This is a genomic window from Cellulophaga sp. BC115SP (assembly GCF_009905545.1).
GTDB lineage: Bacteria > Bacteroidota > Bacteroidia > Cytophagales > Spirosomataceae > Flectobacillus > Flectobacillus rivi.
The window spans coordinates 151,589-164,095 of the sequence record NZ_JAAALB010000002.1; the positions used below are offsets into that span (position 1 = coordinate 151,589).

Sequence of the window (12,507 nt, forward strand, 5' to 3'; positions counted from 1 at the left end):
CGATATCCGAAATAGATGATTCTTACAATCCTTGGCGCACTACTATTGTAGAGTCATAGATTTTCTTGTCGATTTCACCTACACCTGAAATTAAGAACTTTGTCGAAAAAAACAAATATCCCGATAGCTTTTTGAAATTGGCATAAAGAAGAAACCTGTTTGAAGTCAATTTGTCATAAAATAAGTACAAAATAGGAGACAAAATTTCAGGTTGAATTGACAAATAAGTAGAGTATGACATAGTTTGAAGCCAAAACCTGACAATATTTCAGCAAAATGCCCAATGGCACAAAAAATGTACAAAGATGCCATGTCAGCCACCTAATAATTGCGGCTGGCTCTGACCTAAAATTTACATAAACAAAAAATAACTCTTACAAAAACAAATGTCAACAGTTAGTATCAAACCATTAGCTGACAGAGTTCTAGTTGAACCAGCAGCAGCAGAAGAAAAAACTGCATTCGGAATTATCATCCCTGACACAGCGAAAGAAAAACCACAAAAAGGAACAGTAGTAGCAGTAGGTGCTGGCAAGAAAGATGAGCCGTTGACTGTTAAAGTAGGCGACACTGTATTATACGGTAAATACTCTGGTACTGAAATCGCGGTTGAAGGAAAAGATTATTTAATCATGCGTGAAAGCGATATTTTCGCAATCGTTTAATTTTCAGTTATCTGTTAGGCGTTAACGGTTATCTGTTAACAAAACGCATTAACTCAAAATAATTGCAAAAAAACTAATAAAAGTTGTTTACTCTGTACGTCATTTAGTTAACTATTATTGACAACAGACAACTGATAACTAATAACAAAATTCAACAATGGCAAAGGAATTATTTTTTGACACCGACGCTCGTGATAAATTGAAAAGAGGCGTTGACACTTTAGCAAATGCAGTAAAAGTAACTTTGGGACCAAAAGGTCGTAACGTTATCATCGACAAAAAATTCGGTTCACCAACAATCACTAAAGATGGTGTTTCGGTAGCGAAAGAAATCGAATTGGAAGATGCAGTTGAAAACATGGGTGCTCAATTGGTGAAAGAAGTAGCTTCTAAAACGGCTGACCAAGCTGGTGATGGTACTACTACTGCAACAGTATTGGCGCAGGCTATCTACACAATCGGTTCTAAAAACGTAGCTGCTGGTGCAAATCCAATGGATTTGAAACGTGGTATCGACAAAGCTGTTAGTGCAGTTGTAGGTTCATTGAAATCTCAATCTAAAGCTATCGAAACTTCAAACCAAATCGCTCAAGTTGCTACGATCTCTGCTAACTCTGATGCTGAAATTGGTAACATGATTGCTAACGCGATGGACAAAGTAGGTCGTGAAGGTGTAATCACTGTTGAAGAAGCTCGTGGTACTGAAACTGAAGTTAAAACTGTAGAAGGTATGCAGTTTGACCGTGGTTATTTGTCTCCATACTTCGTAACAAACACTGAGAAAATGGAAGCTGAATTAGAGCGTCCGTTCATCTTGATTTCTGAGAAGAAAGTATCTTCAATGAAAGAATTGTTACCAGTATTGGAAGGTGTTGCTCAAACTGGTCGTCCATTGTTGATCATCGCTGAAGATGTTGACGGAGAAGCTTTAGCTACATTGGTAGTTAACAAAATCCGTGGTGCATTGAAAGTTGCTGCTGTTAAAGCTCCAGGTTTCGGTGACCGTCGTAAGGCTATGTTGGAAGACATCGCTATCTTAACTGGTGGTACTGTAATTTCAGAAGAGCGTGGTTTCAAATTAGAGCACGCTACTATCGAATATTTAGGACAAGCTGAAAAAATCATCATCGACAAAGACAACACAACTGTTGTAAACGGTGTTGGTTCTTCAGATGGTATCCAAGCTCGTGTAAACCAAATCAAAGCTCAAATCGAGAACACTACTTCTGATTATGACCGTGAGAAATTGCAAGAACGTTTGGCTAAATTGTCAGGTGGTGTTGCTATCCTTTACATCGGTGCTGCTACTGAAGTAGAAATGAAAGAGAAGAAAGACCGTGTTGACGATGCTTTACACGCAACTCGCGCTGCTGTAGAAGAAGGTATCGTAGCAGGTGGTGGTGTAGCTTTAATCCGTGCTATCTCTTCATTAGACGGTTTGAAAGGTGAAAACGATGACCAAACTACTGGTATCAACATCATCCGTCAGGCTATCGAAGCTCCATTGAGAACGATCGTTTCTAACGCAGGTGGTGAAGGTTCTGTAGTAATCAACGCAGTGAAAGCTGGCGAAGGTGACTTTGGTTACAACGCTCGTGAAGACAAATACGAAAACATGTTAGTTGCTGGTATCATTGACCCAACTAAAGTAACTCGTTTGGCTCTTGAAAACGCAGCTTCAATCGCTGGCTTGTTGTTGACTACTGAATGTGTGATTGCTGACAAACCAGCAGCAGACCTTCCAGCAGCTCCACACGGTGGCGGAATGGGCGGAATGATGTAATCATCAATTTCTGCTTATAAATCAAAGGCCTCTTTCTACGGGAAGAGGCCTTTTTTTATTCTATTGAGTGAGTAATAGTCTTTGGCTTTGATAAGCTGTTTTGGTGTTGCCGTATAATAAGAATTGATTGGTTTTATTTAGTTTTTTTAGAAAATTCTGTATTCTTATTATCTAATATCTAAACTATTTCATACACCTGTACCTTAGTTCGGTGCGTGAATGTTGTTGAGCGATTATTATGACTATATACACATTAGCAGCAATTTTATGACGCCCATCACTATAGATTCATTTGAGCATCTAATTACCACATTACAAGACAAAAAATATTGTTGTGGACACGTAGTTTTCAGAGGTGTAAAAGACCAAGTTCATCACAAACTTATTCCATCAGTTGGACGATTAACAGATTATTATGGTGTAAGTTTGAGCGACTTAGTTGACCATGAACGGCATATGCTTAGTCTGTTTCGCCACCGTTCGTATGGAGAGCTTTCTAAAATTCCTCAAAACGACTGGATTTGGTTGGCATTAGCACAACATCATGGGCTTCCGACAAGACTTTTAGATTGGACGTACAGCCCATTAGTGGCAGCTTTTTTTGCAACAGAGCCAGAATTAAAGCATGACAGGACAATTGGAGAACTTCCTGAAAATGGTGGTGCTATATATGTTCTTCATGACTGCAACTATCTTGACGCATATAATCCACCGCATGACCCATTTCAAACATCAGGACATAAAATCGTATATGCACCAGTAGTTACAAACAGGATTTCGGGACAAGGTGGAATGTTTACTATCCATCATGACCCTAGACAAGAGTTTCAGATTGGTTTTGAAGGTGGTCCAAGGTGGATTGACAAGTTGGTTTTTTCAAAAGACGTGGCGAAACAAATTCAACGAGCATTATATTTTTTAGGTGTTAGAAAAGGTGGTATTTATCCAGACCTTGACGGCTTTTCGGGCGACATAAAAATTCGATTTGCTATTGGCGATTGTCATACACCACACTAAAAACTGCTACTTACACAGGTTTTGTGTTACGGTGGGCTAACTAATAAATGTTTATTTTTAGTTTTTCGATTTAACTTTTGATTATGGATTGGGGTAACATTAAGCCGTAAACTTGAGAATTATGAGACGCCTATTCAAAATATTGTTGTTTTTCTCGTTTTACATCTCATCATGTAAAAATATTGACCACGAATATGGTTGTGAAAACATTGTACTCGAAAAGGTAGACTGGACATATTGTGAAATTATTGGGAAATATGGTTGGAAAAAATGTAATGATAGTCGTGATACACTTACCATGAAGTTCAAAGAACGATTAGAAAATATCAAAGGTGTAATAACGCAAGAGGATGATTCGACTTTTTGTTTAAAACCCAATGGCTTAAATAGTCTCACACCAATAAATTTACCCAAGTGTTTCAAAAGAAGTAATTTGAAAGTAATTTTTAGCGGAGATATTAGAGTGGCACCTAGCTTGAATGAATCAAATTGTGGTGATTTATTTGAACTTACAAAAATAGAAATTGATGAGTGAATTATTCAGACACAGAAAATCGTAACATCAATCAGTAAAAGTGTCATACATCTTTTATTTTAAATCATCCAGGTAAATGACAGGTGAAGCTTTTCAAATATATCAATTACAGCACCATAAAGATTAAGAATAGAAGGTAAAATATTAGCTTTTATGTATATGTAGAAAAGTAACGTTCATATTAGAACAACAAATTCGTGAATGTTTAGAAGGAAAAAATAAGTTTAAAAAGCCTATTTTGTAAAGTAAATAAATGCCTAGAAGATGAAAACAATAGTATTAATTTTGATAATTGTATTTGGGAATATTTCTATTTCGGTTGGACAGCTTAACAATATACTACATGAACTTAACATTGAAAAAGATAGCGTAGTTTTTGAATTTGTCAATTCAAAGAAGCTTTTACAATCGAAAAAAATTTATGTTATTCCAGTTCTAGTGGAAAACGTTAAAGATAGTTACTGGGTTGCAGACTTATACCTTGTAAAATTTGATACTACCACAAATCAAATAGTTTCTAAATCAAGATTTAAAAATATGTTGACTTCCGATGCAGTGTCTATAAAAAAACTGTGGATTGATTCGACTCCTTACTTCCTACAAGAAAATGTTAAATCTTTTGGGATTCGTATATTTTCGGCGAATAATTCGAGTGTAGATTATGGAGAATTTGAAGAGATTTATATTTTTGAGGAAGTAAATAATTCCTTCAATAACCTTCTAAAATTAGCAACAAGACAATTTATTTCAAATCGAAGTACAGATTGTGAAAATACTCAGGAACAATTAAGAACGAGTTTTTTAATCATAGATAAACATAAAGTAAATAATCACTTTAATATTATAGAAAGCGTAACAACAGAAGAATACGGTTTAAATAATAATTGTGAAATTGGTAAGAAACATATTAGAAAATATAAAAATTTATTCCAGTTTAAAAACGGAATTTATAGGAATAACCAACGAAAACGATAAGATACATTACTGCATAGTATTTAACTCTGTTTCATCTCTTTTTACCTTAAAATTGTTGTGAATATAGTAGGACAGGGACGACTCTTTTTCTAATTAGTTTCACTATTCGTTTATCGTTCTTTCTCTCCCACCCAAAAATGCTTAATCACAACCCACTACTACTAGCGCTAAAAGCTAAAAAGTCGAATGTTGAAATACATAGGCATGCGGCGTTTCAAATCGTATTCACGGAGGATAATCCCTTCTCCACTACGCTTGAGAATCAGCAATATCGAGATATTTTTGGGTTTATCATCAAACCTCAAGTTGCGCATGCTTGTGTGTGTAACGAGAGCAATGTGGTTATTCTAAATATAGAACCATATTCCATTTTGGGGAAGCTTATTGAGGAACAATTAGGTGATAAAAATGCTTTTGTCTTCTATGCTAAAACAGAATTACAACATTTTTTAGGTATTCAGGAAGGTGCTTTTTCATTAGACAGCTTGCTTAATTATAGTAGTCAAAATTCATTGATTCAGCCTTTGGATATCAGAATCGAGGACTCCATCGCGTTTATTCATGAACATTTTAAAGTAGAAAATATCTCGACTCAGGATGTTGCCAATCATGTTTTTTTGTCTCCTTCTCGATTAGCCACTTTGTTCAAACAACAAATCGGTAGCAGTATCAGCAAATACCTTTTGTGGACTAGATTGAGAAATGCCATTTTTTTGATTTTAACTGAGAAAGACAAAAATCTGACAACGATTGCTTTGGAAAGTGGGTTCTACGACTCTTCGCAAATGACTAAATATATGTACCAATTGTTTGGTATTGCACCTTCCAAACTGAAGCAAAAAAGTGATTTGATACAATTTTTAGCGGTTGAGACTGTCTAATTTTATGGCATAAAATATTTTGTTTAGTAACTCAGCTAAGTCATAACTTTTTAAAAATCCAGAATATGTACAGAATCATTGTATCCATCGCACTTTCAGATAGTGGAATCGACACCATCAAATCAACGCCTGAACTTCCTAAAAAGGAAATGGAATATGTTAATCTTTGGAAGACCGAAGGTATTTTGGAAAGTTTTTATATTTCTGTAACCAAAAAAGAGGCAGTTCTTATATTTAAAGATATAGACGAAGCTAAATGTAAGGAAATGATAGAGATACTGCCTTACTTTCCTTACATGTCAAAAATTGAATACCTAGGGGTAGATAAGCAATTTTAATTTTAGGCTTTGGGTTATTTACCTTATTTCATAAGTCTAACAGAAAACCGAATAGGGTGCGACTTAAGTCGCACCCTATTCGGAAAAGGTTGAAGAGACATTTTTTATTATTTCCCAAAAATTTGGGATGACTCATTTTTTACATTGTCGCTTCTTTTTTCAATACCAAAATCTCTTTTATCCTCTATCATACCCTCCTCCCCCCTTCCAAATTGAAATCTACCAACAACCAATAAAATAGTTTATTGCGGAATTTTAGGGCTAAAATCTTACCATTTATCAATTTATTCATTAAAAACTAGGGGGATTATTATTCATGAATAGAATAATTTCTCATATTAGAGGAAATGTCACATACTACCTTTAACTTATTGCATCCACCTTGATATGATAAACAAAACTATCACCATCGAAACGCAATTGGCGGCAACACCTGAAACCGTCTGGAGCTTCTTGACCAATCCAAGTCTTTTGTCCGAATGGCTCATGCCCAACAACATTATGCCTGAAAAAGGAAGGGCATTTCAATTTAAAACTAAATCACGGGTAAAACTTGGTTTTGATGGGTTGATCTCCTGCCAAATTCTCAAACTAAAACAGTATTCCGAAATAAGCTACACTTGGCAGGGAATACTCGCCCATGAACAACACCAACTCGCAACCACCATCACTTGGACTCTGCAAACTCAATCCACTAATCAAACATTATTGAAACTCAAACAAGAAGGATTTATTGGTTTTAAAAACCTGATTCCGTATGCTATTTTACAAAAGAGTTGGCAACGCTTACTCTCCCAAAAACTTCCTCTTGCCATCGCAAAATACCAAGCAGAAATCTGATATTTGAATACGCTTAAATACATCCTTTCCTTCCTCCTTACTTTGTATTTTCCTCCACTCTTTTTAATACAAGTTTTTCTATTATAAATGAATCTTTTTTGTACTTTAACTTACCATGTTGGGGTAATGTTGGGGCAAAAAATGCCTTTTAGAGCAAAATGAAAGGTTTTGTAGTGGTAATGTAGTAACACCTAATTGGACTATTTGAAGTTCTTCCTCCTACTTTTGCAAAAGCGAAAAGCAGTTCGATAAGCCTATCATTATCGGATTAATCCAATTCTTTTTCATTATACTCCAAAATGCTTTTGCAAAATGCACAAAAAACATCTACTAATTTTTAGTATTCTTTTACTCTTGGGTAGCGTGAATACACTCCTAGCTCAAGGTATTAGAGTTACTGGTAAAGTTACCTCTAAAAACTCTGGAGAACCATTGATTGGCGCCAGTGTATCTATTATGGGAACAGCGAAGGCTACAATTACCGACTCGTTGGGACGCTACAGTATTTCGGCAAACCAAGGAGCTATTTTGGTAGCCAACTATTTGGGCGCATCAGCTCAAAGTGTGAGTGTCAAAGCTACTACTACTGTCATCAATTTTGTGATGGAAGAAGCCATCAACAAGCTCGATGAGGTAGTTGTAGTAGGTTATGGCGCTCAAAAGAAAAGTGTGGTAACGGGTGCTATCTCGTCGGTAAAGGCTTCTGACTTACAGACTATGCCTATCAACCGTGTGGAGGAAGCATTACAAGGTCGTACTTCGGGTTTAACAATTGCTTCTAGTTCTGGTCAGCCAGGTTCTGGGGCAACAGTACGTGTGCGTGGTGTAACAACACTCAATAACAACGACCCTCTTTGGGTAGTAGATGGAGTGGTAATCGACAATGGTGGTATTGGTTATTTGAATCAATCAGACATCGAATCGATTGAAGTATTAAAAGATGCTGCTTCACAGGCTATTTATGGTGCTAGGGCTGCCGCTGGGGTAATTTTGGTTACTACGAAAAAAGGAAAAGCGGGTAAGTTACAAGTGAGCTACAATGGTTTTTATGGTATTTCGTCACCTGCTAAAAAACTCAATTTACTGAATGCTACGCAATATGCGACAATCCGCAATGAGTCTGCCGTAAATGCTGGTGCACAACCTGTATATGCTAATCCTCAATCGTATGGTACGGGTACAGACTGGCAAGCATTGATTTTTAATAATAGTGCTCGTCGTCAAAATCATGAGCTTAGTTTGAGTGGAGGTAGTGAGCGTTCGACTTACTATGCTTCTTTTGGCTACCTTGACCAAGAAGGTATTGTAGCTACAGATATTTCGAAATACACACGTGCCAATATCCGTTTGAATAGCACTCACAAAATTTCAAAATATGTAACTTTTGGTCAGAACTTAGGCTATGCACATGACAAATCTGTTGGTTTGGGAAATACAAACTCTGAATTTGGAGGTCCTTTAAGTTCAGCTATCAACCTCGACCCTATTACTGCTGCTGTGGTAACAGACCCTGCTATTTACAATGCCCCACCGTACACAAATACAGGCATTCGTCGTGATGCCAATGGCTTTCCTTATGGAATTTCGACGGCTGTAGGACAAGAAATGATTAACCCATTGGCGTATATCTCTACACGTTTGGGCAATTACGGATGGAGTGATAACATTGTTGGTAATGCTTATTTAGAAATTAGTCCTATTCAAGGATTAAAAATTCGCTCAACTGTTGGCTCAAAGGTAGCGTATTATGGCAATGAAAGCTTTACGCCTATTTCTTGGTTAAACTCTTCAAACATCACGTCGCAAACTTCGTATAACCGTGGTTTAAACTCTCGCTTTGACTGGAACTTAGAAAACACTGTTTCTTATACACGTGATATTCAAAAACATAATATGAGCGTGTTGTTGGGTCAAGGTGCTTATTCAGAAAATAGAACTTATTCTACTAGCGTGACATTCTATAATGTTCCAGTAGATAATTTCAACGATGCGTCGATGAACTTCAAAGTACCAAATGACCAACGTTCTTCTGATTCAGGCGAAGGTCAGTTACACAACGTATCTTCATTGTTTGCCCGTTTGAATTATAGTTTTGACGAAAAATATTTGATTCAAGGTTTAGTTCGTCGCGATGGTTCTTCACGCTTTGGCGCTAACAACAAATATGGTATTTTCCCTTCTGTTTCAGTAGGTTGGGTTACCTCTCGTGAGGCCTTTTTCCCAACAAATACCTTTGTCAACTTTATGAAAGTTCGTGGTGGATATGGTGTTGTAGGAAACGATGCTATTGGTGATTTTGCTTTCTTATCTACGATCGGAAGTGGTCGTAATTACGCTATTGGTAACTCAGGAAGCTATATTATCGGTTATAGTCCAAACGCGCCTGCCAACCCAGATTTGAAATGGGAACAAACGAGTCAAGCGAACATTGGTATCGATGCAACTTTGTTCAATAATCTATCTTTGACTTTAGAGTTTTTCCAGAAAACAACGAAAAACATTCTTCAAAACCCACGTATCCCAAGTTATGTTGGGGCTATTTCAAACCCAGCAGCCAACGTAGCAGATATGCAAAATACAGGTTTTGAAATTGAATTAGGTTATCGTAAAAAAATCGGTCAGATCAACTTCTCCGTAAATGGTAACGCTTCATTTATCAAAAACGAAGTTACAAACCTTGGAAACGGAATTGCCTATTTGTCAGGCGGTCAGTCATTCCAAGCAAGTACATATCCTATTACTCGTACAGCAATTGGTCAGCCAATCAACTCATTCTTTGGTTTCCAGACATTGGGGGTTTTCCAAAATCAAGGAGAAGTTGAAGCTTATGCCAAAGATGGTAAAAAGATTCAGCCAAATGCCAAACCAGGCGATTTTAAATGGCAAGATACAGATGGTGATGGTGTCATTACCGAAAAAGACCGTGTATTCTTAGGCAACCCAATGCCAACAGTAACGTATGGTTTTACGGTTAATTTAGGCTACAAAAACTTTGACTTTGTATTGTTTGGACAAGGTGCAGGTGGTAACAAAATCTTCCAAGGTTTGCGTCGTTTGGACATTGCAAATGCCAACTGGTCAACCAAAATCTTAGAACGCTGGACAGGCGAGGGTTCTACTAATAGCATGCCAAGAGTCGTAAATGGCGACCCTAATAAGAACTTTGGTAACCCTTCTAATTTCTACCTTGAAGATGGTGATTATTTCCGCATCAAAACACTTCAATTGGGTTATACTTTACCACAAGCTATTTCAAGCAAAATGGGCTTGAGCAAGGCAAGATTGTATGTGATGAGTCAAAACCTCTTGACAATCACTAAATACAGTGGCTATGATCCTGAAATCGGTGGTGGTGTTATGAGTATCGACCGTGGTATCTATCCACAAGCACGCTCATGGATGGTAGGTTTAAATTTAGGATTTTAACAGAGGTTATCAGTTAAAAGTATATCAGCTATTATAATTTATTCATAATCAATATGATAACATAAATTTACATGGCAGATATATCATTAACATAACCTTTCCTTCTACTTAAGTTAGTGGGTAAAATAAAAATAATTTTACCTGCATTAAGCTCTAGGCTTTATGCTGTAGGCTAAAAGTTGAAAAGAATTTCTCATGAAATAATTTAAGCTCTTTTGCCTAATGCTTACAGCTTAAAGCGTATTAATGCAATTCTATTTTGCATTAATACTTAGTACTTAACAATTCAAAATTCAACAAAATGTCAATAAAAAAATATATCGCAACATTACTCATTGGTAGCCAGTTGTTATCGGCTTGTACCACTGAATTTTTGGAGGTAACTCCCAAAGGAACCAACCTCGAAGCCAACTATTACCGTAACCAAACCGAAGCGTTCAACGGATTAGTGGCAGCATACGATGTAGTTGGTTGGCAAGGAGGTGGTTATGTCACTAAAGTGGGTGCTATGAATGCTGCTTCTGACGACCACTATGCTGGTGGTGGCGGACCAAATGATATTTCAGACTTTCAAGTAATCTCTAACTATACTTTAACTCCTGACCGTGGTCCACAGGGAGAATTATGGAGAAAAGGATTTTCGGGTATCTTTCGTGCCAATACGATCCTTACCAAGCTCCCTGGTGTTCCAATGGACGAAACCTTGAAGAAGCGCTATACAGCTGAAGGGAAGTTTTTGAGAGCTTATTTCTATTTTGATTTAGTACGTCTTTTCAAAAATATTCCACTATTTACAAAACCTGTAGAGGCTAGCCAGATGTACAATGTTATGCAGGCTGCTCCTACAGAAGTATATGCGCAGATTGAAAAAGACTTGAAAGAGGCATTGACAGACCTTCCTGCTACTATTCCTGTGGCTACTGAAGGCGGACGTGCTACGCAAGGTGCAGCTCACGCTCTTTTGGGTAAAGTGTATTTACAACAAGAGAAATTTACTGATGCTGCTTCAGAATTTGCCCTAGTTAACGGAACTCCTGGTGGTTCAAATCAATATGGGTATAAGTTACTCAATAACTTTTCTGACTTATGGAAAGTGACCAACAAATACAATAGCGAATCAATTTTTGAGATTGCCTACACCAATACTTCAGCAGGAAACTGGAACTGCGTGGCTTGTACAGAAGGAAACTTGTTGAATATTTTGGTAGGACCACGTGGCTATCGTTCATTAAAATCTGATGCTCCTGACTATGTTTCAGGTTGGAGCTTTTTGGTGGTTACCCCAGATTTATTTAATGCCATGCACTACGACCCACGTTTAAATTCGACAATTGCTAACTTGGATAGTTTGGAGAAAAACGGTATTGCTGGTTATGAAAAAGGTTATATGAATACTGGTTATTTCTTGGAAAAATTTGCAGGTCGTAACTCTTTCAAATGGACAGGTGCAGGAAATATGGAGTTGAATTTCCCACAAAATATGTACGAAATTCGATTGGCAGATACGTATTTACTCGAAGCTGAAGCCTTGATTAGAGGTGGAGGTGATTTAAAACGTGCTGCTACGCTATTGAATGCCGTTCGTAACCGTGCCTACAAAAGTACAACTGGTAATATAGCTGCTACGCTTGACAATATCATCAAAGAACGTCGTTTGGAATTGGCTGGTGAAGGTCACCGTTGGTTTGACTTAGTTCGTTGGAAAATTGCACCTCAAGTATTGGGTAGTCGTGGTTTCCAAGCTGGGAAACATGAGATTTTACCTATTCCTTTGTTAGAAATGGATAATACCAAAATCCAACAAAGCAAAGAATGGGGAGGTACAAAGTAGATTAATTGATAAACATTGGCTTAAAATACAAAAGAAATTACACCCTAGTTCGAGACTTAGTCTCGGACTAGCTTTTGTTTCAGTTTATAAACTGTATAAAAAATAAGTCCAAGACAAAGTCTTGAACTAGGCATATATTGCATTAGTACCTCCTAGTCCGAGACTTAGTCTCGGACTAGCTTTTGTTTCAGTTTTAAACTATATAAAAAAATAAGT

The 12,507-nt window shown here is 37.1% G+C and carries 11 protein-coding genes; 10 read left to right on the forward strand and 1 reads right to left on the reverse strand.

All coding sequences use genetic code 11. From position 1 onward, the window contains the following. Positions 1-22: 22 nt before the first annotated feature. A complete protein-coding gene (locus GVN22_RS02135; protein ID WP_166549429.1) occupies positions 23-241 on the reverse strand; it encodes a hypothetical protein in 219 nt (72 codons plus the stop codon). Between the two features lie 145 nt (positions 242-386). On the opposite strand from GVN22_RS02135, the gene groES reads away from it, so the two are divergent. The 10 genes from groES (at position 387) to GVN22_RS02185 (ending at position 12,291) form a co-directional block, all read left to right on the forward strand. Beyond that, positions 387-665 carry a co-chaperone GroES gene (groES, locus tag GVN22_RS02140; RefSeq protein WP_095164021.1) on the forward strand — a complete coding sequence of 93 codons (279 nt, stop codon included), beginning with the start codon at positions 387-389 and terminating at the stop codon, positions 663-665. Between the two features lie 157 nt (positions 666-822). Further along, positions 823-2,448 (forward strand): chaperonin GroEL, encoded by a 1,626-nt coding sequence (groL, locus tag GVN22_RS02145; protein ID WP_095164020.1) that lies wholly within the window; start codon positions 823-825, stop codon positions 2,446-2,448. A gap of 267 nt (positions 2,449-2,715) precedes the next feature. Beyond that, positions 2,716-3,465, forward strand: coding sequence for an FRG domain-containing protein (locus GVN22_RS02150; RefSeq protein ID WP_166549430.1), 750 nt, complete (start codon positions 2,716-2,718; stop codon positions 3,463-3,465). A gap of 121 nt (positions 3,466-3,586) precedes the next feature. Beyond that, a complete protein-coding gene (locus GVN22_RS02155; RefSeq protein ID WP_166549431.1) occupies positions 3,587-4,000 on the forward strand; it encodes a hypothetical protein in 414 nt (137 codons plus the stop codon). 264 nt (positions 4,001-4,264) lie between these two features. Further along, positions 4,265-4,975: a hypothetical protein gene (locus GVN22_RS02160; RefSeq protein ID WP_166549432.1), complete on the forward strand. Its 711-nt coding sequence runs from the start codon at positions 4,265-4,267 to the stop codon at positions 4,973-4,975. Positions 4,976-5,112: 137 nt separating this feature from the next. Then, the gene (locus tag GVN22_RS02165) at positions 5,113-5,856 is read left to right on the forward strand and encodes a helix-turn-helix domain-containing protein (RefSeq protein WP_166549433.1); all 744 of its coding nucleotides are present in this window, start codon (positions 5,113-5,115) and stop codon (positions 5,854-5,856) included. Between the two features lie 65 nt (positions 5,857-5,921). Continuing rightward, positions 5,922-6,194 carry a hypothetical protein gene (locus GVN22_RS02170; protein WP_205690756.1) on the forward strand — a complete coding sequence of 91 codons (273 nt, stop codon included), beginning with the start codon at positions 5,922-5,924 and terminating at the stop codon, positions 6,192-6,194. 387 nt (positions 6,195-6,581) lie between these two features. Beyond that, positions 6,582-7,034 carry an SRPBCC domain-containing protein gene (locus GVN22_RS02175; protein ID WP_166549434.1) on the forward strand — a complete coding sequence of 151 codons (453 nt, stop codon included), beginning with the start codon at positions 6,582-6,584 and terminating at the stop codon, positions 7,032-7,034. A gap of 312 nt (positions 7,035-7,346) precedes the next feature. Next, complete coding sequence (locus GVN22_RS02180; RefSeq protein ID WP_166549435.1) at positions 7,347-10,460, forward strand: TonB-dependent receptor; 3,114 nt, start codon at positions 7,347-7,349, stop codon at positions 10,458-10,460. A 301-nt stretch (positions 10,461-10,761) separates the two neighbouring features. Continuing rightward, the gene (locus tag GVN22_RS02185) at positions 10,762-12,291 is read left to right on the forward strand and encodes a RagB/SusD family nutrient uptake outer membrane protein (RefSeq protein WP_166549436.1); all 1,530 of its coding nucleotides are present in this window, start codon (positions 10,762-10,764) and stop codon (positions 12,289-12,291) included. Positions 12,292-12,507: the final 216 nt, after the last annotated feature.

Coding starts and splice junctions, on each gene's coding strand:
- groES (WP_095164021.1), top strand. CDS start 387: ATGTCAACAGTTAGTATCAAACCATTAGCTGACAGAGTTCTAGTTGAA.
- GVN22_RS02135 (WP_166549429.1), bottom strand. CDS start 241: ATGTCATACTCTACTTATTTGTCAATTCAACCTGAAATTTTGTCTCCT.
- GVN22_RS02170 (WP_205690756.1), top strand. CDS start 5,922: ATGTACAGAATCATTGTATCCATCGCACTTTCAGATAGTGGAATCGAC.
- GVN22_RS02175 (WP_166549434.1), top strand. CDS start 6,582: ATGATAAACAAAACTATCACCATCGAAACGCAATTGGCGGCAACACCT.
- GVN22_RS02165 (WP_166549433.1), top strand. CDS start 5,113: ATGCTTAATCACAACCCACTACTACTAGCGCTAAAAGCTAAAAAGTCG.
- groL (WP_095164020.1), top strand. CDS start 823: ATGGCAAAGGAATTATTTTTTGACACCGACGCTCGTGATAAATTGAAA.
- GVN22_RS02150 (WP_166549430.1), top strand. CDS start 2,716: ATGACGCCCATCACTATAGATTCATTTGAGCATCTAATTACCACATTA.
- GVN22_RS02155 (WP_166549431.1), top strand. CDS start 3,587: ATGAGACGCCTATTCAAAATATTGTTGTTTTTCTCGTTTTACATCTCA.
- GVN22_RS02185 (WP_166549436.1), top strand. CDS start 10,762: ATGTCAATAAAAAAATATATCGCAACATTACTCATTGGTAGCCAGTTG.
- GVN22_RS02160 (WP_166549432.1), top strand. CDS start 4,265: ATGAAAACAATAGTATTAATTTTGATAATTGTATTTGGGAATATTTCT.
- GVN22_RS02180 (WP_166549435.1), top strand. CDS start 7,347: ATGCACAAAAAACATCTACTAATTTTTAGTATTCTTTTACTCTTGGGT.